27 protein-coding genes are annotated in these 24,878 nt (G+C 28.0%); 21 read left to right on the plus strand and 6 right to left on the minus strand.

Going from position 1 to position 24,878, the window contains the following annotated elements; all coding sequences use genetic code 11:
* Window positions 1–30: 30 nt before the first annotated feature.
* From MARPI_RS02440 to MARPI_RS02540, 21 genes are read left to right on the plus strand one after another with little or no spacing between them, the layout of a single operon-like run.
* The gene (locus tag MARPI_RS02440) at window positions 31–558 is read left to right on the plus strand and encodes a cob(I)yrinic acid a,c-diamide adenosyltransferase (protein WP_014296011.1); all 528 of its coding nucleotides are present in this window, start codon (window positions 31–33) and stop codon (window positions 556–558) included.
* A 2-nt stretch (window positions 559–560) separates the two neighbouring features.
* A complete protein-coding gene (locus MARPI_RS02445; protein WP_041638455.1) occupies window positions 561–839 on the plus strand; it encodes a DUF503 domain-containing protein in 279 nt (92 codons plus the stop codon).
* A gap of 9 nt (window positions 840–848) precedes the next feature.
* Window positions 849–1,424 carry a bis(5'-nucleosyl)-tetraphosphatase (symmetrical) YqeK gene (gene yqeK, locus MARPI_RS02450; RefSeq protein WP_014296013.1) on the plus strand — a complete coding sequence of 192 codons (576 nt, stop codon included), beginning with the start codon at window positions 849–851 and terminating at the stop codon, window positions 1,422–1,424.
* Window positions 1,425–2,150 (plus strand): hypothetical protein, encoded by a 726-nt coding sequence (locus MARPI_RS02455; protein ID WP_014296014.1) that lies wholly within the window; start codon window positions 1,425–1,427, stop codon window positions 2,148–2,150.
* A 4-nt stretch (window positions 2,151–2,154) separates the two neighbouring features.
* The gene (locus MARPI_RS02460; RefSeq protein WP_014296015.1) at window positions 2,155–3,339 is read left to right on the plus strand and encodes an LCP family protein; all 1,185 of its coding nucleotides are present in this window, start codon (window positions 2,155–2,157) and stop codon (window positions 3,337–3,339) included.
* Window positions 3,336–4,409: an ABC transporter permease gene (locus MARPI_RS02465; protein WP_014296016.1), complete on the plus strand. Its 1,074-nt coding sequence runs from the start codon at window positions 3,336–3,338 to the stop codon at window positions 4,407–4,409. The genes MARPI_RS02460 and MARPI_RS02465 overlap by 4 nt, the downstream gene beginning before the upstream one ends.
* Window positions 4,399–5,034, plus strand: coding sequence for an ABC transporter ATP-binding protein (locus MARPI_RS02470; protein WP_014296017.1), 636 nt, complete (start codon window positions 4,399–4,401; stop codon window positions 5,032–5,034). Before MARPI_RS02465 ends, MARPI_RS02470 begins: the two co-directional genes overlap by 11 nt.
* Before the next feature lie 2 nt (window positions 5,035–5,036).
* Window positions 5,037–5,483, plus strand: a complete 447-nt coding sequence (gene ndk / locus MARPI_RS02475) for a nucleoside-diphosphate kinase (protein ID WP_014296018.1) — start codon at window positions 5,037–5,039, stop codon at window positions 5,481–5,483.
* The gene (locus tag MARPI_RS02480) at window positions 5,480–6,646 is read left to right on the plus strand and encodes a class I SAM-dependent rRNA methyltransferase (protein WP_014296019.1); all 1,167 of its coding nucleotides are present in this window, start codon (window positions 5,480–5,482) and stop codon (window positions 6,644–6,646) included. Before ndk ends, MARPI_RS02480 begins: the two co-directional genes overlap by 4 nt.
* Window positions 6,647–6,650: 4 nt before the next feature.
* Entirely contained in the window at window positions 6,651–7,298 is a 648-nt protein-coding gene (locus tag MARPI_RS02485) for a hypothetical protein (protein WP_014296020.1), read from the plus strand.
* Window positions 7,299–7,302: 4 nt separating this feature from the next.
* Complete coding sequence (glgD, locus tag MARPI_RS02490) at window positions 7,303–8,415, plus strand: glucose-1-phosphate adenylyltransferase subunit GlgD (protein ID WP_014296021.1); 1,113 nt, start codon at window positions 7,303–7,305, stop codon at window positions 8,413–8,415.
* Window positions 8,416–8,431: 16 nt separating this feature from the next.
* Window positions 8,432–9,676: a glucose-1-phosphate adenylyltransferase gene (locus MARPI_RS02495; RefSeq protein WP_014296022.1), complete on the plus strand. Its 1,245-nt coding sequence runs from the start codon at window positions 8,432–8,434 to the stop codon at window positions 9,674–9,676.
* An 11-nt stretch (window positions 9,677–9,687) separates the two neighbouring features.
* The gene (locus tag MARPI_RS02500; protein WP_014296023.1) at window positions 9,688–10,716 is read left to right on the plus strand and encodes a DUF4899 domain-containing protein; all 1,029 of its coding nucleotides are present in this window, start codon (window positions 9,688–9,690) and stop codon (window positions 10,714–10,716) included.
* Window positions 10,716–10,979 (plus strand): hypothetical protein, encoded by a 264-nt coding sequence (locus tag MARPI_RS02505; protein ID WP_014296024.1) that lies wholly within the window; start codon window positions 10,716–10,718, stop codon window positions 10,977–10,979. Before MARPI_RS02500 ends, MARPI_RS02505 begins: the two co-directional genes overlap by 1 nt.
* A gap of 1 nt (window position 10,980) precedes the next feature.
* The gene (locus MARPI_RS02510) at window positions 10,981–11,868 is read left to right on the plus strand and encodes a LipS2 family lipoyl synthase (RefSeq protein WP_014296025.1); all 888 of its coding nucleotides are present in this window, start codon (window positions 10,981–10,983) and stop codon (window positions 11,866–11,868) included.
* A 13-nt stretch (window positions 11,869–11,881) separates the two neighbouring features.
* On the plus strand, window positions 11,882–13,210 hold the full coding sequence (gene rsxC, locus MARPI_RS02515; protein ID WP_014296026.1) for an electron transport complex subunit RsxC: 1,329 nt from the start codon (window positions 11,882–11,884) through the stop codon (window positions 13,208–13,210).
* The gene (locus MARPI_RS02520; RefSeq protein WP_014296027.1) at window positions 13,207–14,190 is read left to right on the plus strand and encodes an RnfABCDGE type electron transport complex subunit D; all 984 of its coding nucleotides are present in this window, start codon (window positions 13,207–13,209) and stop codon (window positions 14,188–14,190) included. The genes rsxC and MARPI_RS02520 overlap by 4 nt, the downstream gene beginning before the upstream one ends.
* The gene (locus MARPI_RS02525) at window positions 14,187–14,894 is read left to right on the plus strand and encodes an RnfABCDGE type electron transport complex subunit G (protein ID WP_014296028.1); all 708 of its coding nucleotides are present in this window, start codon (window positions 14,187–14,189) and stop codon (window positions 14,892–14,894) included. Before MARPI_RS02520 ends, MARPI_RS02525 begins: the two co-directional genes overlap by 4 nt.
* On the plus strand, window positions 14,894–15,511 hold the full coding sequence (rsxE, locus tag MARPI_RS02530) for an electron transport complex subunit RsxE (protein ID WP_014296029.1): 618 nt from the start codon (window positions 14,894–14,896) through the stop codon (window positions 15,509–15,511). Before MARPI_RS02525 ends, rsxE begins: the two co-directional genes overlap by 1 nt.
* The gene (gene rsxA, locus MARPI_RS02535; protein WP_014296030.1) at window positions 15,508–16,083 is read left to right on the plus strand and encodes an electron transport complex subunit RsxA; all 576 of its coding nucleotides are present in this window, start codon (window positions 15,508–15,510) and stop codon (window positions 16,081–16,083) included. Before rsxE ends, rsxA begins: the two co-directional genes overlap by 4 nt.
* A 13-nt stretch (window positions 16,084–16,096) precedes the next feature.
* Window positions 16,097–16,444 carry a (Fe-S)-binding protein gene (locus tag MARPI_RS02540; RefSeq protein WP_014296031.1) on the plus strand — a complete coding sequence of 116 codons (348 nt, stop codon included), beginning with the start codon at window positions 16,097–16,099 and terminating at the stop codon, window positions 16,442–16,444.
* 44 nt (window positions 16,445–16,488) lie between these two features.
* Here MARPI_RS02540 and MARPI_RS02545 read toward each other — a convergent pair whose 3' ends face one another.
* The 6 genes from MARPI_RS02545 to MARPI_RS02570 all read right to left on the minus strand — a co-directional run bounded on the left by MARPI_RS02545 (window position 16,489) and on the right by MARPI_RS02570 (window position 24,871).
* Window positions 16,489–18,219 (minus strand): HAMP domain-containing histidine kinase, encoded by a 1,731-nt coding sequence (locus MARPI_RS02545; protein WP_014296032.1) that lies wholly within the window; start codon window positions 18,217–18,219, stop codon window positions 16,489–16,491.
* Between the two features lie 218 nt (window positions 18,220–18,437).
* Window positions 18,438–20,801 (minus strand): efflux RND transporter permease subunit, encoded by a 2,364-nt coding sequence (locus MARPI_RS02550; RefSeq protein ID WP_014296033.1) that lies wholly within the window; start codon window positions 20,799–20,801, stop codon window positions 18,438–18,440.
* A 5-nt stretch (window positions 20,802–20,806) separates the two neighbouring features.
* Window positions 20,807–21,232 carry a hypothetical protein gene (locus MARPI_RS02555; RefSeq protein WP_014296034.1) on the minus strand — a complete coding sequence of 142 codons (426 nt, stop codon included), beginning with the start codon at window positions 21,230–21,232 and terminating at the stop codon, window positions 20,807–20,809.
* Window positions 21,232–21,927, minus strand: a complete 696-nt coding sequence (locus tag MARPI_RS02560) for a hypothetical protein (protein WP_014296035.1) — start codon at window positions 21,925–21,927, stop codon at window positions 21,232–21,234. The genes MARPI_RS02555 and MARPI_RS02560 overlap by 1 nt, the downstream gene beginning before the upstream one ends.
* Before the next feature lies 1 nt (window position 21,928).
* Entirely contained in the window at window positions 21,929–23,179 is a 1,251-nt protein-coding gene (locus MARPI_RS02565; protein ID WP_014296036.1) for a S41 family peptidase, read from the minus strand.
* A gap of 36 nt (window positions 23,180–23,215) precedes the next feature.
* Window positions 23,216–24,871: a nucleoside kinase gene (locus tag MARPI_RS02570; protein WP_014296037.1), complete on the minus strand. Its 1,656-nt coding sequence runs from the start codon at window positions 24,869–24,871 to the stop codon at window positions 23,216–23,218.
* Window positions 24,872–24,878: the final 7 nt, after the last annotated feature.

Genomic DNA, 24,878 nt, shown 5'->3' on the forward strand with positions numbered 1-24,878 from the left:
TGTGAAAAAGATTCTGGAAGGAGGAAGATAATGTCAATTAGCACTGGCGGTGGAGATAAAGGTCAAACAAGTTTATGGTCTGGCGAAAGAGTAGACAAAGATGATGCCAGGGTTGAAGCATACGGAACTATTGATGAATTATCATCTTTTTTAGGAGAAGCAAAACATTATGTAAAATCCTATAAAGTAAAAGATATTATCCACAAAGTTCAAGATAACCTTTTCAGGGTTGCAGGAGAACTTGCATCTGAAAGCAAACTTTTTGTTCAACCAATAACAAAAGAAGATGTAGATGAAATCACAAAACTTGTCCATTATTTTGAAGATGCAGTGCAATTAAAAGGCTTTGTTATACCTGGAACAACTATACAATCAGCAAAACTTGACATTTGTAGAACTATAGCAAGGCGTGCAGAAAGAAGAATAATAACTCTTTCTAAAAAAAATAAAGTAAATGAATACCTTATAAAATACGTAAATAGATTATCTGATCTTTTATTTATTATGGCAAGATTTGAAGAATACATCGAAGATAAAATCGAATATAAAAAGTGGTGAATATGAGAGTTTTATTGGCATATTATCAAATTAGATTATTTGATGTACATTCATTAAAAGAAAAAAGAAGCATTGTAAAACGACTTATAAATAAACTGAGAAAAAAATTTAATCTTGCAATAACTGAAAGCGATTTCCATGACAATAAACAATTGCTTGAAATATCTATAGTTACGCTTTCCAAAGATAAAGATTTCCTTATATCCTTTTTTGAAACCATAGAAGAAGAAATAGAAACAGAAGGTTTTACACTTTATTCTTCAGAATTTGAAATTTTATGAGGTGATATATTGGAAACAATAAAAGAAGAAATAAAAGAACTATTAAATAAACTCGTAAGCCCTTATAGATTAAAACATATTATGGGTGTAGCATATATGTCAAAAATACTCGCAAATCTATATGGTGTATCTGAATTAAAAGCTGAAATAGCCGCCTTTGGGCATGACCTTTTTAGGGATGTGAAACCTTATCGTTTCTTAAATATGGCAAAAAGTTATGGATTGGAACTCTCCAAGGTAGAAGTCAAAAATCCAATATTATTGCATGGAAAAATAGCCGCTGAATTCTTGAAAAAAAAATATAATATTTGTAATGATATTTATGAGGCTATATATTTTCATACAAGTGGCTGTAAATGCTTTAATACAAATATAATTGGAAAGATATTATTTATTTCAGATTCAATTGAACCTACAAGGAATTATGAAAATGTTGAGTATTTGAGAGAATTAGCAAAAAGAGATATTGAAAAAGCTTATATAGAAATATTAAAAAATAAAATAATTTATGCTATTGAAAAAAAACATTTATTGCTGTATGAAACTGTTGAAGCATGGAATTATAATATTATGGAGGTGGAGTAAGTGGCAACAAGATTACAGGTTGGAAATACAAGAAGAGGTTCATCAGGAAGTCTTATATGGATAATTTTATTAATTATAATAATTGCAGGTATTGGTGGAGTATATTATTTTTACAATAATTTAAAAAACAGCACAGAATTAAAGGCCGACTCAATTAGTTATCTCATTTCATATGAAGATGGAAAGAATACGGAAATTTATTTTGTTAGAATAAAAAATAATTCAAGAAAAATATTTATTGTAAAGAGTCCTGATAATGTTTATTATTCAGAAAAAAACCTTTATATTGATTCCTTAAAACCGGAGGAAGCTCTAACAAATTTTGAAGAAATCTTTGAAATTAATCCATCAACAATAAAATATTACTTTTCAATAAAAAAAGATACAGTTCCTTCATTAGTTGCAAAGTTAAAGGGAAGTGGAACAACCATCGATAATTTCTTTGATACTTTAAAAACTCGAAAATCAGGACTCATGGATATGTTTACAATTAATAAGTTAATAGACATAATCAGAAAAGACGGTAGCACAAATATCTCTTATAATGGAATGTTTGCATTATTACAGGCTTTTTCAAAATATTCAATTACTGGTTATGATAAATTGGAAATAAAAACACTTTTATCTCAGCCAATAGAGATTAACTTACCAGACTTAAAAAAAGATGTAAAAAGGAATTATATAGATAAAACTAATATTGAATCATTGAAAACTATTATGGAGTGATTAAATGAAATATTTCATGTATTTTCTGGGAATTATTTTCTCTATCATGGTTATTATTTCCATGATATATCCTTTTGTAAAAACATATGCCAATATAGAAAAACTTCCTGAAACATATTATTTTTTAGTTCTTGGAATGGATACAACAGATGTTAATGAAAAGGTTTCAAGAACAGATTCTATATTGTTAGTTGGAGTAAATACAAAAAAAGAAAAAATACTGGTTTTACCTATTCCCAGAGATTTACTTGTTACTATAAATAACAACACTTTAAGAGTAAATGCAATATATGTAAAATACGGTGCTAAAGAATTAATAAATTTATTAGAAAATATGTTTAAGGTGAAAATATCTGATTATCTTGTTTTTGACTATGGTCTATTTAAAGAAGTCGGAAATCTATTTGCACCTGTAAGAATATACGTTCCAAAAGATATGTATTATGAAGATTATCATCAAAATTTGCATATAGACTTTAAACAGGGATATAACTATTTAAATGGAGAAGAGCTTTTATATTACGCTCGTTTTAGACATGATGCAATGGGGGATTTAGGGAGAATTCAAAGACAAAAGGACGTATTATTCGCCTTAATGAACGCAGCAAAAAGCTCAGGAATGTCAAAAATAATTAAATCCATTGATATAGTTTTAAAAAACACAGTAAATTCATTTGATTTTAAAAAATTATTCTCTCTGTTTCTGGTTTCAAAAAATGCAGAAATTAATTTTTTGAATTTGCCTGTTGAAATCGTTAATGATTACGTAAAGCTTTCTTCCAAAAATGCAGAATATATGCATCAATACCTTGTAAAATTTGAAGAACCAAAAGAAAATAAGAAAATATGGGTAACATTAATAAACAACATGGAAAGTTTTGGTTTAAGTTTTTATACTGTAACCAGAAACAGATGGACAAATGCGCGTGGATATTTAATTGAAATAGTAGATATACTTCCAAATGTCGATGGAATAAAACATAATAAATCATACATATTTATAAAAACTCCGGAATACAAGGAAAAGATATTAGAAGAAATACGCAAAAGATATAAAAATGAAACCTTTGAAATTGTTGATATAAAAGGAAATGAGATGGTGTATTTTTCTCTGATAAAATTTTTAAGCAATAATTACTATAACACTTTAAAATCAGATGCTATTATATTAGTGGGGAGTAATTTATGAAAGAAATAGTTATACTTATTAAAGGATTTTTGAAAAAAAACAGGAAACATTTCTTGTTTCCTTTTTTATCCATTTTGATAGGTGTTTGGGGAATGATTGTTGTTATATCTGTAATAAAAGGTTTTGATGTTTTGTTAATAAGGTCTATTACCTCTTTTAATCCACACATCACCATTTTTCAACAATATAACAAAAAAATTCCTGAAGAAATTTCAAGAATAAAATTTTCCACATATCAGGGTTTTTTTAATATTTACGGTAAAAAAATCGGCGCAAGTTTAATGGAAGTAGATGATATAACAATATTTAAAAAGTTATTGGTAAAAGGTTCCTTTGAAAAAGCAGTAATAGGAAATGCTTTAGCTCAAAATTTAAATATAGATATTGGGGACAATTTAAATCTTATATATACAGATGACTCTGGAAATATTAAGATGAAAATACTAAAAGTTTCTGGAATATTCAAATCAGGAATATACATTGTAGATTCTGCTTTCATTTTACAAGAATCAACTAAAAAATCTTATAATTATATAGGTATCTACTTAAAAAATCCAGAAAAAGCTCAGGAAATTAAAAGTAAATATTTAAATGGAATCTTATCTACAACCTGGGAAGAGCAAAATGAAAATTTTGCCAAAGCCGTTGAAATGGATTCATATTTTGCAATGTTAATTACCTTTTTTGTAGTTTTTATGAGCGGATTTAGCATTTCAAATTCTGTTATGTACTCTATTTTTGTTAGAAAAAGAGAAATTGGAATTTTAAAATCGCTTGGTATGGGAAAACAAAAAATAGCTATGGTTTTTATTGGAGAAAGTATGATAATTGCTCTTGTAGGATTTGTTTTTGGAAGCATCTTATCAATAATTACAGTAAAAATACTTGAAAATGTTAATATTCCTATACCACAAAATATCTTCTATATCGATAAAATCCCATTTTATTTATCCTCAACAGATATAATATTAGCCTTTATATTTATCACATTATTATCTTTTACTTTTTCTTTTATTTCATCTCGAAAGCTTCTTTCTTTTGATATTGTAGAGGTGCTTCATGGTGAATAATATTATTGAGATAAAAAATATTTCATATTCATATGATGGAAATCATAATGTTTTAGAAAATATAAATTTTTCAATTCCGGAAAATTCATATTTCGGCATTTATGGTCATTCTGGAAGCGGGAAAAGCACTTTATTATTTTTAATTGGAAACTTATTAAAAATTCAAACTGGAACAATTGAATATAATTTTGAATTTCATAAGAAAAAAATTGGTTTTGTTTTTCAATTTTTCAATTTAATAAACGAGCTCACTATTTTTGAAAATGCCAGATTAGCTCAATTAATACGCGTAAAAAAAGAAAATAAAAATGAAATTATGGATTATGCTAATTTATTAGGAATAGAATCAATTATAAATAAATATCCTCATGAAATATCTGGTGGTGAACAACAAAGAGCCAGTATTTTAAGAGCCATTGTTGGTGATACAAAAATAATTTTAGCAGATGAACCAACAGGAAGTTTAGACCTAAAAAACAAAGAAATTGTTTTTAACCTTTTTAAAGAGTTAAAAAATATCGGCAAAACAATTGTTGTTGTTTCTCACGAATCAAAACTTCTTCAATACTGTGATTATTCAATAAAATTAGAAAATGGTAAAATCAAGGAGACAGGGGGGATTTAAGTATGGTAGAAAGAGAATTTATTTTTTTGAAACCCAACACTATAAGAAGAGGATTAACAGGAGAAGTTATCAGTAGATTGGAAAGAAGAGGAATAAAGATTATTGCCTTAAAAATGATACAGTTTACAAGAGAACAGGCTGAAAAACTATATGAAGAACACAAAGATAAACCTTTTTATAATGAGTTAATTGATTTTGTATTATCTGGTCCTTCTGTTGTTATGGTAGTAGAAGGACCAAGAGTTATAGAAATGGTAAGACACATAATAGGTGCAACAGATCCATTAAAAGCTTCTCCAGGAAGTATAAGAGGAGAATTTGGAATGAGTGTTACAAAAAATATTGTTCATGCTTCAGACTCACCAGAAAAAGCAGAAAGAGAAATGAAAATCTTCTTCAGTGAAGAGGAAATTTTAAACTATAGATTGGATGTGCAGGGCGATTTATGATAGTAGTGACTTTAAAAAAAGGAAAAGAAAAAAAGATTAAAAATGGATATTTATGGATTTTTAAAGATGAAATTTCCGAAATCACCGGTGAAAAAAAAGACGGTGAATTGTGCAATGTTTTTTCAAAAGATTTTGAATATATAGGAAAAGGATTTTTTTCAAATAGCTCAAATATTGCTGTAAAAATCTTAACCTTAAAAGATGAAAATATAGATAAAAATTTCTTCTTAAATAAATTCAAAACCGCATTATTAATAAGAAAAGGATATGGAGATTCATATCGTTTTTTCCATGCAGAAGCTGATGGAATTCCTGGAATAATAATAGATAAATATGAAAAATTTCTTGTAATTCAGTTTAGAAATAAAGGTGTAGAAAATTTCAAAAATGAAATTATAGATGCATTGATTGACTTATTTGGAAATGAAATTAAAGGAATATATGAAAGAAGTGATTTTGAAACATCTTCAAAAGAAAATCTTGAAAGAAATGTGGGTCTTTTATATGGAGAAAATCCACCAGATAGATTTACTATTGAAGAAGAAGGTATAAAATATATTGTCGATATAAAAAATGGCCAAAAAACTGGTTTTTTCTTCGATCAAAGAAAAAATAGAATATATATAAGACAATATTCAAAAGATGCTACAGGATTTGACGGATATTCATATACAGGTGGTTTTGCATTAAACATGGCTGTTTTTGGCGCAAAACGCGTTGTTGCTGTTGATAAAGATGAATACGCTATTGAATTATTAAAGGAAAATGCAAAATTGAATGGTGTAGAAGATAAAATCGAAGCAATATATGGAGATGTAGAAAAATATCTTGAAAATACAGATTATAAATTTAATCTTATGATGTTAGACCCACCATCTTTAATAAAAAAGAAAACTGAAAGGCATAAAGGCGTTCAAATATTCAAACGAATATCTCGATCCGGTATTCTAAAACTCGAAGATAATGGCATATTAAGCGTATGTAGCTGCGCCTATCAGGCAGATATAGATTTGTTGGTAGAATCTTTAAGAAGAAGTGTTGAATTTGAAGGAATTAGATTAAATGCAATAGATATCATTACTCAATCTAACGATCATCCATGGATACTTCAAATACCTGAAAGCTTATATTTGAAATGTATGTGGATAAGAATTTTGAGGTGAATTTATGCCAAGTATGCTTGCACATATTATATACGCAATGAAAAAACACAATAATTGGAACACGGAACTATACCTTGGAGCTCAAGGGCCAGATGTATTCTTTTACGCAAATGAAAAAAAATATAAAGAAATTGGAGATATATTGCATAAAATATCATCTAATGAATTTAAAGAAATAATGAAAGGGTTCCCGAATGATTTTTATAAAGGTTTCATATTGCATATGGAACTTGATGAAAAATTACATGGTATCATTAATTCATATTATTCAGAACCAATTTCTCATACGCATTTTGAATATAATTTTGACGAATTATTATCTTTAAAAATATATGGAATGCATTTTATTGAACAAAAATGGTGGAAAATTCTACAGATTGAAAATATAGAAATTATTGACAGAAAATTCAATGATGTATTAAAAAAAGAATTTGGAATAACAGGTATAAGTTATGGTTATGCGTACAAAAAAATGCTTAAAAATTTAAAATTATTATTTCAATATCCAATATTCAAAAAAAATCTTTTAATGCCTGTTATAAAATTAATTGGCCTGGATTATTCATATTTATATCCAGATATCAAAGACAAGGATATTGAAAAATTAAAACATCTTGAAAGGGAATTTTTCGACTTATTTGAGGGGGAATGATAGAATGAAAGTTCTCGGTTTAATTCTGGCAGGTTCATCAAAAAGCGGTATTGAACAATTAACAATGAAAAGAGCCAGTGCAGCAGTTCCGGTATTTGGAAAGTATAGAGCTATAGATTTTACAATTAGTAATTTTGTAAATTCAAAAATTAAAAAAGTTGGTGTGCTGACACAATATTATCCACGAAGTTTAATGGATCATCTCGGAAGCGGTAAAGAATGGGATCTCGACAGAAAAACAGGCGGTTTATTTATTTTACAACCTTTTTTTAGAAAAAAAGACGAAATCCCTGTTTATAAAGGTACTGCTGATGCCATATTTCAGAATATGACGTTATTAAGGCGTGGTGACGAAGATTTCGTTTTAATTGGTTCTGGTGATCATATATATAATTTTGACTTTTCAGAATTATATAGATTTCATCTTTCAAATGCTGCTGATATATCCATATTAACAAAAGAAATTGATAATGAAAAGGAATTGTCTCAATATGGCCAGGTAATTACAGAAAATGATGGAAGAATTACAGAATTCTACGAAAAACCTGAAGAAATAAAATCAAAAAGAATTTCACTTGGAGTTTATTTTATAAATAAAGCACTTTTAATAGAATTACTTTACACCAGTATTCCTAATGGCGGTAAAGACCTTGTAAAAGATATTATAATTCCGAATCTAAAAAAATTAAGAGTATATGCCTATGATTTCAAAGGATACTGGTCAAATATAAAAAAATCCATAGAAACTTATTATAATACAAATATGGATATATTGAAAAAGGAAATACGACAGGAATTATTCTATCAAAATAAAATATATACCAAATTAAAAGATTATGCGCCACCTAAAATTAACATTAATGCCAGCGTTAAAAATTCATTTATTGCCGATGGAACAATAATAAATGGAATGGTTAAAAATTCCATTATTTCACGAGGTGTTCGAATAAAAGCAGGTGCGGTAGTGGAAAATTCCATTATATTACAGGACACAATAATTTCTGAAGGAAGCGTTATAAGAAATGCCATTATTGATAAAGACTGTGAAATACGTGAAGGCAGGAAAATTATTGGTGAAAATGGCATTAAAGTAATTGAGAAAGGTACTATTATATAGTATTGGGGGGAGAAAGATGAATGTTGTTGCTTTAATACTTGCTGGTGGTCAGGGGACAAGACTTGGCGCTATTACCGAATACCTTGCAAAGCCAGCAGTTCCATATGGAGGAAAATATAGAATTATAGATTTTGCTTTAAGTAATTGTGTAAATTCTGGAATACATAATGTAGGAGTTTTAACTCAATATAGACCCCATATTTTAAATAAACACCTTGGAATAGGTCGTCCATGGGATCTTGATATAAAAACCGGAGGATTAACTATACTTCCACCTTACGTAAGCAATACCGATCAATCGTGGTATCGAGGAACAGCAGATGCCATATACCAGAATATAGAATATATTGATAGCCATAACCCTGATTTTGTAGTAATTCTTTCAGGTGATCACATATATAAAATGGATTACAATGAAATGATTGATTACCACATTGAAAAAGGTGCTGATATAACAATTGCCTGTATGGAAGTACCTATTTCAGAAGCACATAGATTTGGGATAATGGTTACAAATTCTTTTGGAAAAATTGTTGAATTTCAGGAAAAACCAGCAGAACCTAAAGGAAACCTTGCTTCTCTAGGAATATACGTATTTTCGTGGGAAATTTTAAGAAAATTATTAATAGAAGATGCTGAAGACGTAAATTCAGATCATGATTTTGGTAAAAATATAATACCAAAAATGCTTGAAAACAAAAATGAATTATATGCTTTTAATTATGAAGGCTATTGGAGAGATGTTGGAACTCTTCAATCATACTGGGAATCTAATCTTGAATTATTAGGACCTATGCCATTATTAAATCTACATGAAATTAACTGGAAAATATATACACAATCTGAAGAATTACCCCCAGCATATATTTCAGAAAAAGCCCATTTAATTGGTTCACTTGTAAGTGAAGGAAGTGAAGTGTATGGCTCTGTTGAAAATTCTGTAATTTTCCAGGGTGTAATAATCGAAGAGGGTGCTGTGGTAAAAGATTCTGTTATAATGAACAGCTGTGTAATAAAAAAAGGTGCTTATATTGAAAAAGCTATAATATGTGAAAGAGCTGAAATAGGTGAAAATTCTAAAATAGGTATAGGTGAATATGCAGAAAACTCTTATAATTCAAAAGTTTATAATTCTGAAATAACTTTAATAGGGTTCGATGTAAAAATCCCTTCAGGAATTGAAATTGGGAAAAATGTTTTAATTGGAAATGGTGTGAAGGAAATTGAAAACAATATTCCTTCAGGAGGGTATATTCTTTAGGAGGGGAAATTATGGATTTTTATGCAGTTAAGTTCTTTGCAACATCATCGTTAACAGCCGAAGTAATAGTTGGGTATATGTTTGGTAAACAAAAGGGTGCCCCTGAATATAAAATGTTATCAATACCAAAATCCAAACTTCCGAAGTTTGAAATACCGGATATTAATCTCTCATATATTGAGTATAAATCTAAAATTGAAGAACTTTATTACAATGCTATCAAGGATTCAACAGTTCTTGACTTAAATAAGCAATTTTTAGCTTTTGTTCAATCAACAATAAAAAAATATGGTCCTGAAATTATCAATGCTAAAATGTTTTTAGGAGTGCGAGATTCAGACATTATTATTGTAAAAGCTATACTTTCTGAAATCCTGGAAGAATGGGAAGGAGAAGTAAACATAAAAGTTGTTGCTGAAAAACTTACATATCAGGATTTAGTATGGTTAATGACACAAAATAGAAGTTTTACTGATAAAGAAAAATCATATTTAAATAGAATTGATGTTCAAAACTCACCTGAAGTTTTACCTTTATCTGATCCATTAACCGGATTAACCATTAACAATCTCGATGTTGGAGACCCTATTTATTCATTGGTTATTGATCCAATAGATCCTGCAAATGTAAACAAATTAAAGGAACTTTATCCAGATAAATTTGATGATAGCGGAAAAAATATAATGCCTATTGAATCTCAGCTTGTAGCTAAAGAATTGATTCCTGAAACAGACTATTTCTTCATTAAGGTCGATCTGGGAAGTGGGCTTATTGGAAAAGCTGTAATATCAAAAAATCTAAAAATGATGGTCGATGCAAAAAAAATTGAAGAAATGCATAAAAAAAGAGAAGAATATTTTAATCCACCAGAAGATAAAATAATAGGCGATGTTATAAAAGATTCAATTGCAGGTTTAAAAAAAGAAGCAAATTTACCAGAAAATAAGGTTAGAACATCTGATATTCTTATAATATTAGGACTTTCATTAGGATTAATTGTAGGAGCGTTGCTCCTTGGAATCTGGATGGGGGTCTTTTAGTGAAAATTTACTCTTTATTCTTAATAATTTCTTTAATAATTATAGGTATTGTATTTAATTTATATATGGTAAATTATATATATAGAAATGCTGTATATAGGAATAAAGAATTTGAAAATGGATTAAAAAAAATAAATGAAACAGAAAAAATGTTTTCAAATGGCGATTATAAAACACTTATAATATATTCTTCAAAAGAGGCTACATTAATAAAATTAATTTTCGACAATGGGGTGGAGGGGATAAAAATTCAGGAGGAATAAAATGAAAATAAAATTATCCTATGCAACAGCTGCAATTTTGGGATTAAAAAAAGGAAAAATCAACTTTGAAATGCCTACTGCATATTTAATGCTTGGTGAAAAATGTCAATATAATTGTAGTTTTTGTGCTCAGGCAAAAGATGCAAAATCAGATGTTGATTATTTATCAAGAATAAAATGGCCAGAATATGATGTTGAAATATTTTTAAACAAATTAGAAGAACTTAATCCATTTAAAAGATTATGTATTCAAGTAGTAAATTCTATTGGATATTTTGAAGAATTAAAAAGTTTTTTGGAGAAAATTAAAGATTTTAATGTATTAAAAGCAGTTTCATTAAGGCCAAAAGATTTTCACGAAATAGATGAAATATTTTCATATGGAATAGATAATCTGGGTATTTCCATTGATGTTGCTAATAAAGATTTGTATTCTGAAATTAGAGGAGGAAGTTTTGACTTCCTCTTTGGTATGTTGACAGATGCATCAAAAAAATATCCTAATAAGATTACAACACATATAATTGTTGGTCTTGGTGAAAGTGATAAAGATTTAGTTGAACTAATGCTAGAAATGAAAAAAATAAATGTACTGGTTTCTTTATTTTCATTCACTCCAATAAAAGGCACTAAATTGGAAAATCTTGAGCCTCCTTCTATTGAAAGATATAGAATTATACAATATGCTCGTGAAATAATAGAAAAAAACGATGTTTCAATAGAAGATTTTGTATTTGATGAAAATCAAAAATTAGTAAGATTACCTCACATAGATTTTGATGTAGAAGAAGCAATAAAAACCAGTGGATGTAGTTATTGTACACGACCATATTATAACGAAAAGCCAAATAAGGTATTATATAATATTCCAGAAAGTAGGAAGTTCTGAAAGGAGGCTGGCGATGGGATTTTTAACCTTTAAAGGTGGGGTTCATCCACCAGAAAAAAAAGAATTAGCAGAACATGTTCCAATTAAGGTATTACCTTTACCAGAAAAGGTATATGTTTATACTACAAATCATATTGGAGCACCTGCTAAGATTATTGTTGAGGTTGGTCAGAAGGTTAAAACAGGTCAGAAGATTGGTGAAGCTAACGGATTTATTTCAGCAAACATTCATTCTCCTGTTACCGGTGAAGTAGTGGAAATTACAAAAATGACAAACGCTGCTACTGGTACAAAGAATGACGTTATCGTTATTCAAAGAACTGGAGAAGATGAATGGGAATTAATTCCAAACCACGGTGATTACACAAAGAAATCACCTCAGGAAATTGTTGAGATTGTAAAAGAAGCTGGTATTGTTGGGCTTGGTGGAGCTATGTTCCCTTCACATGTAAAAATGTCAATTCCAGAAGGGAAAAAAGCAGAGTTTTTAATTATCAACGCTGCAGAGTGTGAGCCATATATAACAATAGACCACAGAATGATGCTCGAAAGATCAAAAGACATCATCAAAGGTATAAAAATTATTATGAAAGCTATTGGCGTTGATAAAGCATATGTTGGAATTGAAAGCAACAAACCTGATGCGATTGAAGAAATGAAAAAAGCTGCTTCAGGTGAACCTATTGAGATTAAAGTTCTTCAAACCAAATATCCACAGGGTGCTGAAAAACAATTAATTTATGCAATAACCAATAGAGAAGTTCCTTCAGGGGGATTACCTCTTGATGTTGGAGCTGTCGTTTTTAACGTTTCAACAGCATATGCTATTTACGAAGCTGTTGAAAAAGGAAAACCGCTTGTTGAAAGAGGAATTACATTAACAGGAGAAGGCGTTAAAAAACCAGGTAATTTCATATATAGAATAGGTACATTAGCAAAAGACTTATTGGATCATGTAGGTCTTGTTGAAGAAGATAAAATCGATAGAATATTATATGGTGGTCCAATGATGGGAATCCCACTTCCTAACATTGAATTACCAACATTTAAAGGAAACAATGCATTAACTGTAATGACCAAAGATGTAGTTCCAAATAGAGAAACATATCCATGTATAAGATGTTCAAAGTGTGTTCAGGCATGTCCAATTAATCTCTTACCTTATTTGCTTAAAATGCAAATTGATAAGAGAGAATATGATAAAGCTATGGAATATGGTCTTATGGATTGTATAGAATGTGGTTCTTGTTCATATGGATGTCCTGCAAATATTGATCTTGTAAAAACATTTAAAACAGGTAAAAAAGTTGCAAGAGCTTTAAAAGGGAGGGCCAAAAAATGAAGTTAAATATGGCAGCTGGTCCACATCTAAGGACAGATGATAGTGTAAGAAAGGTAATGGTTGATGTATTAATAGCCCTCATCCCATCATTCCTCGTATCAGCTTGGGTATTTGGATTCAGGGCTGTATGGATTATGTTATTCTCAATGGTTGCAGCAGAAGCTCTTGAATTTTATATAATGAGAGTTTTAAGAAAGAAAAAAGACTTTAAACCTGATTTTAGTGCATCAGTCACAGGTTTATTATTGGCAATGAATTTAAGTTTAGCAGTAACCTGGTGGCAAATATTAATAGGTGTATTTGTTTCTATTGTTTTAGGAAAACATGTATATGGAGGTCTTGGAAGAAATATCTTTAACCCTGCATTAGTTGGAAGGGTGTTTATGCTTATTTCTTTCCCTGTTGCAATGACCACATGGTATAGACCATTTTATTACAAATATGACACTATTACAACAGCAACACCACTTGCTATATTAAAAGAAAAAGGTTTAGACTCATTAAACAACTGGGCAGACTATACAATAAATTTAAAAACATTATTTATTGGTACAATTCCTGGTTCAATTGGTGAAGTTAGTGCAGCAGCATTATTATTAGGATTTGCATATCTTGTATATAAAAAGAGAATAAAGATTTTGATTCCTGTTTCATATATAACAACTGTATTCGTAATTTCTGGTATATTCTATTTAATTGATCCAACAAAATACGCAAGTCCATTATTCCACATTTTAAGTGGAGGTATAATGTTAGGTGCATTATTTATGGCTACAGATATGGTAACAAGTCCTATGACACCAAAAGGACATATTATATTTGGTATAGGTTTAGGTATTATTACAATGGTTATTAGACTTTTTGGAGCTTATCCAGAAGGAGTTTCATTCTCAATATTAATCATGAATGCTCTAGTTCCTCTTATTGATATATATGCTAAGCCACGCATTTTCGGCACAACAAGAGGTGGTAAAAAATGAAGGAATACATGAAAACAGGTTTTATATTAATGTTATTTATAGTCATTTCTGGATTTATTGTTGCAACAGTTTATGTATCTACAAAACCAGCAATTGATAACGCAGAATTAAATGCAAAATTAAAAGCTATAAAAAAGGTTTTAATTGATTCAAGAAACGGTGGATTATTGCTTTCTGAAGATAAAATCCCAACTTCTTTACAACAATTACAAAGTGCTGAATGGGATTCATCAGATACAGGCATATTATACGAAGGAAAAAGTACAAAGGTTTATTCACCTGTATATAAATATACCAATAAAGATGGTAAAGATATATATGTATTAACAGTTTCAGGTATAGGATTCGGTGGTGAAGTTATCTCTGTAATTTCTTTTGTAAAAGATGGTAAAGAATTATATTTCAATAATCTTGAAGTAATTTCATACTCACAGGAAACTCCTGGCTTAGGTGCCAATATAGCTTTAGATAAGGTAAAAAAGAGATTTTATCCTATAAGTTATGAAGGATTATTAAACGGTGTAAAGGTTAATAAAGATGCTGGAGTAATTCTTTCTACACCAGAACAAATGAAAGAAGGAAAAGAAAAAGGTATTGTTCAAACAAGTGATATTATGACAGGTGCTACTATTACACCAAGAGCAGTAGCAGATTCAATAAATGCTGGATTTGAGTACCTCAAATCTAAAGGGGTGATTCAATAATGGCTGATATTAAAAATTTTAAAGCTGGTTTAGTACAGCAAAACCCTGTATTTGTTCAGGTTTTGGGCATGTGTCCAACACTTGCAACTACAACAAATGCAGAAAATGCTTTAGGTATGGGACTTGCTACATTATCAGTTTTAACATTATCAAATATTGTTATTTCTATAATTAAAAAATGGGTACCTAAAAACATAAGAATTCCTATTTATATTGTAGTTATCGCATCATTTGTTACTATGGTTGACTTATTAATGCATGGCTATACATATGATTTATGGAAAACTTTAGGTTTATTTATTCCTCTTATTGTTGTTAACTGTATAATCCTCGGTAGAGCTGAATCATTTGCTTCAAAAAACTCTATTCTCGATTCTATATACGATGCTTTAGGTATGGGTTTAGGTTTTACAGGAGCGTTAGTATTACTTGGTTCAGTAAGAGAATTACTCGGTAATGGAACTATTTTCGGTTTCCCAATTTGGGGAGATGCTATGAAGTTATATGTTATGATATTACCACCAGGAGCCTTCTTAGTTTTAGGTATGTTACTTGCAATGTTTAATGCTATTGCAATTAATAACAGAAAAAAGGCAAAGGCTGGTGATAAGAAATGAAGCTTTTCTTTATATTTTTATCAGCAATTTTAGTAAATAATTTTGTATTATCTAAATTCCTTGGTATATGTCCGTTCCTTGGAGTTTCTAAAAAAATTAGTTCAGCTTCAGGTATGTCAATGGCTGTTATTTTCGTTATGGTTGTTGCAAGTACTATAACATGGTTCTTGAATTTATTGCTTGTAAAACTTGGCCTTGAATTCTTAACAACAATTGTATTTATACTTGTTATTGCCACATTAGTTCAATTTATAGAATTTTACATAAAAAAGGTATCTCCAAATCTCTATGAAGCATTGGGTATTTACCTTCCTTTGATTACAACAAACTGTGCTATCTTAGGTCTTGCATTAATTAATGTAATGAATGGATATACACTTGTTGAAACAATTATAAATGCTTTAGGTGCAGGATTTGGTTTTGGTATGGCATTAATAATTTTTGCTGCTATGAGAGAAAGATTGGATTATTATGATATTCCTGAACCATTTAAAGGAACAGCAATTGCATTAATTACAGCTGGATTGTTATCAATGGCATTTATGGGATTCTCCGGTCTCATAAAAATATAAGGGAGGAGTTATAATGTCTATAATCATAAATGCAGTAATCTTGCTTGCTATATTGGGGTTTTTAGCAGGAACATTTCTTGCTTTTGCTGAAAAGAAATTTGAAGTTAAAGAAGATCTTAGAGTAATATTCGCAGAAAATTTATTACCCGGTATTAACTGTGGTGCTTGTGGATATCCTGGATGTCCTGGTTTCGCAAAAGGATTTGTAAATGGCGATGTAAAAGCTGATGGATGTTTACCTGGAAAAAGACAGGGAGTGCCTGAAAAACTTCAAAAACTTGCAAAAATGTCTGATGAAGAATTAGAAAAAATCTGGGAAGAAATTGGTGAAGATCCAGATAAAATAAAAGAAAAATTTTAATGTTAAAAGAGGCTTGAATCGATGATTCAAGCCTCTTTTATTTTTTAAGAAAGTTTTTCTAATAATATTTTTTTAAAAAATAAAACATCTTTATCTTCTGGATTTTGTTCTATATAATTCAACCAATTGTACAATTCAGTAAATTCATAATTATTTAGATAATCTTTTAATCTCCCTACTTCTTTTGAATTATTAATATTCGTTTCTTTTAATATTTCTATGTATAATTCCAATATTTCATTTATTAATTCTTCAGCCTGCAAAACTGTGTATTTCTTCTCAACAAGATATTCAATATACCTTGATTTTAAATTTTCAAAATCAAATTTATCAAAAAATTCTTTATAATTAATCGGTATCCTAAATAATATAGATGTATTTTCAGAAGTTTGATTTATATAATATGTAGCTCGCAATATTTTTAAATATTCCTTTATTATCAATACTCCATAAACTTCGAAATTTATTATCTTAGTTATATTTTTATTATTAAACAGCAACAAGAAATCATTTAATAATGTATCTGTTGTAGTTATTTTTATCTCTAAATTATTTTTTAGCATTATATATTCAATAGTAATATCACAATTATCTGAATTTTGAAGTAACATCGAAAGCAATTCATACATTATTCTAAAAATTGCATTTTTATTTGAAAAAACATATTCCTTTTCAGTTTTTATTTCTGAAATAATTTTTATGTTTTTATTATTTAAAATTGGCGATATTGAATATATTAGTTCATTATGCAATCCATTTAATTTAAAAAAGATAAATAATGTATTATCGTTCTCAAGATATACAAATTTTGAAATATCCTGAAATTTTCGAACAATATTTCTAATTTCTATAATGTTATTGTTAATTATTTTTATACTTTTTTCATCACCGCCATTTAAAAATATATAATCTAAAATATTCTGGAGTGGATTATTAATCATATGGGAAAAATCATTAATAAAACTTTTGTATGATACATATAATGTCTCCATTTGTTCTCTTAACTCTTCTATTCCTTCCAAACTATTTTTCAATTCAGTTTGAGTTTTTATTATTTTATTTTTTAATTTTAATGCTTCATCTAATTTTGGTTCTACTTCCTCTAATTTATCAAAGTTTTCATTTAAAAATTTTAAATCAATAGTAGTATATTCTTTTGTATATTTAATAAGAAAATATAGCATTAATAACTCAAAGAAAAGCAACAGCACATAAATCAATATTATATGTGGTTCAAATATATCAAGAAATTGCACTTTTTTTAGAAAATAGAAATCAATATTATTAAAGGTTAAGATTTTTATTAAATCATTGTCAAAAAAGATCTCATTAATTTCACCACTTTTATTTATATATATTCCTTTTTTAACTGCTATTATTGGAAGAGGTGTAAATGCATTTAAAAAATCTATTAAATCTGAAACTCTATATGCATAAAAATACTTTTTATTTTTAATAATAAGAGATTTTATTATAAAAAGTTTTTTATTGATTTCATTTATAGAGTTTATATAAAAATCATTATACACAATATGTTTATTTTCATCCCAGATAATAATATCAAGAATTTTAAATGTAAAATTCTTATTTTTTAAATAAGAAGATATTCCACTTTCTATTTTATTGTTAAGCTTTAAAAATTCATTTTTTATCGCTGTTTGATGTTGATCTGCTACAAAAATATTCAACTCATTTTTTATATATATAGAAAATGAAAATAACGTAATGACAATTAATAAAAAAATTGAATAAAAAAATATTTTGAAATTTTTCATATTTTTTCCTCCAAAAAATATAATACACATTTATTATATCACAAATAAAAAAAACGGATCCAACGGATCCGCTAAATGTCTATCCATCTATTTCAGGGGGGGATAGGGGGATTTTCTTTTTACATCTATAGTATACAAAATCAAATGTTACTTTTCAATACCTTTATATTAATTGTGAATTTTCTAAGTAACAAAAAAATCAGTAATGTAAATTAAAATTATCTCTTTATTTTTAAAGCTGGAATATAAATAACTGTCATAAGCCACACAATAAAAACGCCTAAAACCATAGTTAAACTAAACTGTTTTAGCAGTTCACCACGAGATAATTGAAATGTTATAAATGAAGACATGGTTGTTAAGAACGAAAGAGTTGTAGCTTTTAAAGTGTGCCAATAATGCACTTTGTCTTCATCTATTGCATGGAAAAGATGTATGTAACCATCTACACCTATACCAAATATTAATGGAAATGAAATTACTGTTAAGAAGGTTGCCTTAATATTATAAAAGTAAATAATACCAAATGTAGCTAAAATCGAGAATAACAATCCAAATATTGCAATAAAGGTTTCATTAAGTGATTTTCTGGACATATATGTCAATATTCCTATTAAAATAATTGATACAACTATAACATACGGGAACTTTTTTTCTATTAATTTCATTATATAATATAAAGCTTTTCTTTCTCCTAAAAACCTCTCTCGATACTTTCCAACTGAATCAAAAAAATATTTTAATCCGTTATCTCTTGCAAGGGAAATTTTAGGTGTAACATAGATAATAAAATATTCCTGATTATTTTTTGTTATCATAATACTTCGCTTTAACTCTTCTGGTATAAGTGATGTAATTCCAAGAATAAAATCCTTTTGATTTTTTGATTTTGATGCAAGATCTATAATTTTAAGGGTATCAGAATATATATTGTATTTTTTCAATACAGAAACAGAAAATGGATCATTTACCAATTTTGAAATTTCCTGTGTCTTTAATTTTAATTTGTTAAAATCTCCAATTTGCTTTTTTAAAACATCAAGATAACTTTCCACTTTCTCAATATAAGGCGATTTTTTTAACTCCTTAATAATTTTGTCAGAATCTTCATCTATTTTAACAATAAACTTTAAATCATTAAACAATGATGCACCAAAATGTTCTGCAAGTTCATTGAAAACCCTTATACTTTCTGAATTAGTCGGAGCCAATCCTGGTGGTGTATATGAAAAATTTGAGAAATTAATTATTCCAAATATTGAAAAGAAAATTATTACTGATGGCAAAAGCGTAAGAATAAACCTTCTTTTTTTAGGTATATAAACTCCAAGTTTCTGAAACCATAAATTTATTTTATTTTCCTTATATGATTTTAAAATCATATTTCTAAATGGATAAAATAAAACAGGTACAATAAAAATCATATTTATAAAAAACACAATAAGTCCTATGCTACTTATGATCGCCATCTGGGTAAATCCCGGCAAATTCATTAAAATTAAAGAAAGAAAAACAAGAATTGTAGTTGCCACGCCATAAAACAAAGGAATTAATACAGTTTCATAAGTTATAGACAATGCTTCAATATAATTTTTTCTCTCTTTATATTCAGAAATAAGACGGCTTGTAATGTGGATTCCATAATCAATACCCAGACCTAATGTAATAGCCGCAACAAATGATGTAATAATATTTAATTCTTTAAATATTAATGTAGAAATACCTAAAGAAATTCCTGTCGATAAAATTAAAGAAATAAAAACAATTATTGTAGAAGGTAAATTGGCAAAAGTAATATAAAAAATTAAAATTATCAAAAACATTGAAAGATATGTTGTAATTGAAAAATCAAAATTTACAGTTTCGTTCGCTTCATAATCATATATATAAGAACCTGTTAAACCAGATCTTATATTATATTTTTGAGAAATATTCTGAGATATCTTTTTTACCCTGGGAATTATCGATTTAACAAAGTTAAGATCTGAAGTTGGTTTTAAAAAGGTTAATCCCATAACCATAACCTTTTTATCAGGAGACAAAGTATAATAACCTAATAAAGGATCATTCTCATTTGATGCTTTAAAATTTGTATCAACCTGATTTAGAAGCGAAAGTGTAGTATTTATATATTCAAATGATTTAAAATCATATGGATTTAATTTCGAAAACGAATCAAACGTACTTTCAAGGTTTTTCACAAGATCATCTATTAATTTTGAATTTGAAACGTTTAAAAAACCATATGAAAGCAAAAGTGAAAGATCTGTCTTTGCCAACCCATTAAAATCCGGAAGTTCTTTCAAATTATTATAATAGTCCAACGCAACTTTTTTATAATCTGTATTTTCATCAATAAAAAATGCTGTTATCAATACTGAGGAATTGCTCTTGGTTTTCTCTTCCTCTTTTAAAGAAAGAACTATAGGATCATCTTCCGGAAGTATTGTCAATAAATCAGAATTTATTTTCAAATTCTTTAAATTTAAAATAGAAAGAACTGAAAATATTAAAAATAATAATAATATAATCTTGTAGTGATCTGTCAAAAATTTTGATAGTTTCAAATACTTTTTCTGCATACCTTTCAACTCCAGATTATATAATATAGTAAAATATCAATCACAATTCCTACTATCAATGCATAAAATCGTTTTTCATTAATGTCCTTAACTCCTTTTAATATTTCATACCATATAAATGGATAATAATAAAAATTATTATAAAACGAAAAAAATCCCATCATTAAAAATACAGCAGAGGTTAATATATAATAAGGAAAAATTTTTCTAAATTCTTCAATAGGATAAAGAAATGCTCTTATTGCATTATTTACAAATAAAAACAAAAACAGGAAAAAGATTTTTTTTAATGATATATAATATGAAAAATTACGTATTAAAAGAAAATACGATAAAAAAATAAATGTAATTATTCCCACAAATATATTTTCATATTTCACATTTTTTATTCTATGAGGAGTAAAAATAATTTTAAAAATATTTTCAAGCATCAGTGTAAACCTCCGGTATAAACTTTCATATCATAGACCACAGAAAAACCCAGATTTTCAAAAACATCAAGTAATGGTTTAATTCCCGGATAATCAAGTATTTCTTTATCTATAATAACCCCATTTTCATTCTTCAAAGCTTCAAGAACTTTGGTTTTGAATGAATAAGATTTATAACTTTTTTTATCCATAACATAATATTTTAATTTTAAAAATGTCAATTCTTCATTTGTTAGATTATTTAAATCAATAATGGCTATTGTGGGATAATTTAATAAAGTAAAATTCTTTGAATAAACAATACTTTTTTTTAGTTTTAAGCCATAATAAAAAACATTTTTTTGAATTTCTTTTATGTTTGAATCAAAGGATTTTAAAGATGTCTTTAATTCCTGAAACATTTCATCATTAATAACTGCTATAGTAATATGATTATTAAGATAATCTATTTTAATTTTCCCTATAAACACACCAAGATCCTCAATAATAAATAACATAGTAGATAAATTTTTGGAATTAATAGTAATATTAACAAGGGAATCTTTTATTCCCTGATGAAAAGTATTTATTGTATATACTGGCATTGGTTCTCTAACAACATTTTCAACGTCAATATTTGCAAAAAGAAAATATACAATAGAGCTCAACAAAAGAATGGTAATAGAAAAAACTATTACCATTCCATATATTCTCAATTTATTTTCCCCCCATTATTAAAACTTCTATGGCTTTTTTAAGTTGTACATCATTTTCTGGATCAATAACAGCTTCATATGTAGTTGTATTTTTAGCTTCTAATTTTTCAACATTCTTAAGTTCTTTTTTGGGATTTTCAATTTTAATGTCTGGCTCAATACCTTTTAAATGTATATCATTTCCATTTGGTGTGAAATAATGTCCTATTGGCAACCAAACTTCTCCACCATTTTCAAGAGGAATTGGTCTTTGAACAGCGGCTTTACCATATGTTGTGGTTCCAATTACTGTAGCAATTTTATTATCTTTCAAAGCACCTGTCATAATTTCAGAGGCTGATGCTGAGGATTTATTTACCAATAATACTATTGGTAATTTATCAAGAAAATCAAAATGCTCAAATGTTTTTGGCTTAACCACTTCTTCAGAACCATCAAAATAACGCACTGTAACTATTGTTTTATCTTTAATAAACATACTTGCTATATCTATTGCAACATTTAAATATCCACCTGGATTATTTCTCAAATCAAAAATTATTCCATCTACATGCTCCCTTTCAATAGCCTTTAATGCCTTTCTCATTTCAGACGCACTTTTTTCACCAAAATTGGTTAATTTTATATATCCTATCTTAAATCCATTATCTTCAAAAACTTTATATTTTGCTGTAATAGTTTCAATCTTTGCCCTAACAAGCGTTATTTTTTTAGCTTCTTCCCAACCTTCTCTAAACACTTCTATTTCAACTGTTGTTCCTGGTGTTCCGCGCATCTTGTTAATTGCACCCATATATCCAATTTCAGAAACTGGTGATCCATCAACACTTATAATTAAATCATCAGCCTGTAATCCTGCTTCATATGCAGGTGTTCCAACCATTGGACTGACTATTCTGATTGCCTCTAATTTTGAATCATAACTTACCAATATCCCAAGGCCGCCATATTCACCAGATTCTTCAATATCACTTTCTTTAACCTGCTGAGCATCAAGATACCATGCAAAAGGATCATTTAAACCATCAACTAACCCTTTTAATGTTGAATCTAAAACTTTATCATAATCAACTTTATCTCTTTCATAGTACATATGTTCAATATAATATAAAAGACTATATATAGGATTCTGAAATTTTTCAAGATATATTTTTTCTATATCTCTTGTATCAGTTTTTGTGTTAGCTAATAACAAAACAAAAGAGGAAATAATTAGAACGACTGTGATAATACTTTTCATTTTTTTACTCAAAGAAAATCTCTCCTTTCAACCTCATAAATTAATTTATTAATATTTAAATGTACTTCTTCCAATAAATTCTCTTAAAATAGACTTTCTTGGTATTTCTTCCAATACAGTAATTGGCAAGAAATAATCAAGAAATTTTAATAATCTTTTTGCTTCTGAATATTCTGGATTTGAATTATCTACCATTAATAATAATGGTTCTGCAAATATCTTTAAAACAGATAATTCATAAATAAGATTTGAATTAAACATAATATCCGCTTCTTCCTGGAATGGGAAAATATTTCTATCTTCACCCCTTCTAACACTTGGCCACATTTTCAGTGTTGCTAAAGCGGAATGTCCTCTAAAATTAAAGTCTCTAACAATTCTTCGAATAAGCCTTGTATCAGTTGTGGTAATTCTATTCATTGAATCAAGATTCATTTGCGTTAACGCACTTACATAAATTTTATATTTAAATTCTCTTGGAATACTTTCTGTTAATAGCTCATTTAACCCATGAATTCCTTCTATAATCAAAACCTGATCTTCTTCCATTTTAATCTTATTTCCACTCCAAACTCTTTTTCCATGAACAAAATCAAACTTTGGCAATTCTATTTCTTCACCTTTTAATAATTTTGAAAGGTGAGTATTAAACAAATCTAAATCAAGTGCATATATAGATTCGAAATCATAATTTCCATTTTCATCACGAGGTGTTTTTTCCCTATCAACAAAATAATCATCCAATGATATTGGAATAGGTTTTAATCCATTTACTTTTAGTTGCAAAGCAAGTCTTTTAGCACTTGTTGTTTTACCTGATGAAGAAGGTCCTGCAATTAAAACAACCTTTATATTTTTTCTTTTAATAATTTCATCTGCAATTTGCGCATATTTCTTTTCATGCAAAGCTTCAGAAACCCTAATTAATTCAGTTGCCTCTTCTGGTCCCTTAGCAATTAAACTGTTTAATTCGCCAACAGTACTTACTTCTAATATTTTCAACCATTCTTTATATTCGTTAAAGGTATAAGATAATTTTGGATAATGTTTATACTCAGGAACTTTATCAGGAGATTTTGGTGTTGGATGCAATACTACAAATCCATCATCTATAGATTTTAAATCAAATAAATCAACATATCCCGTAGATGGTGGCATATAACCATAGAAATAATTGAAATATTTATCGCATATATAAATATTAACCTTATCTTTCTTTCTATATTTAAATAATTTAGATTTATCTACTAAATCAACATTTTCAAACATCTTTATAGCTCTAAATTTAGAAATTGTTTTCTTTTCAAAAGGGAGATCTTCCTTTACATATTCTAACATTTTTTCTTTTAACATTTCAAGTTTTTTCTGTGAAGGTTTTCCACTTCTTAATTCACAGTATAAGCCGCTTCCTATACTATGATGAACATATAATTTATCTTCTGGATAAAGATCCTTTAATGCCATATACAATAAAAATAATACACCTCTTTGGTAAATTCTAAATCCATCAAGCGTAGAAGTATCCAAAAGTACTATTTCTCCAGAATCCTCTATTTCTTTAAGCAACTCTTTTATATTATTATTATGTTTTACTGCAAGAATTTTAAAAGGATGTTCCTTTTGAATCTTTCTAATAATTTCTATATACTTTGTTCCTTTCTCTGCATATAAAATTTTATCTTTTATCTTCAATTCGTATCTCATAAAAATA

The sequence above is a fragment of the Marinitoga piezophila KA3 genome, from assembly GCF_000255135.1.
GTDB classification, from domain to species: domain Bacteria; phylum Thermotogota; class Thermotogae; order Petrotogales; family Petrotogaceae; genus Marinitoga; species Marinitoga piezophila.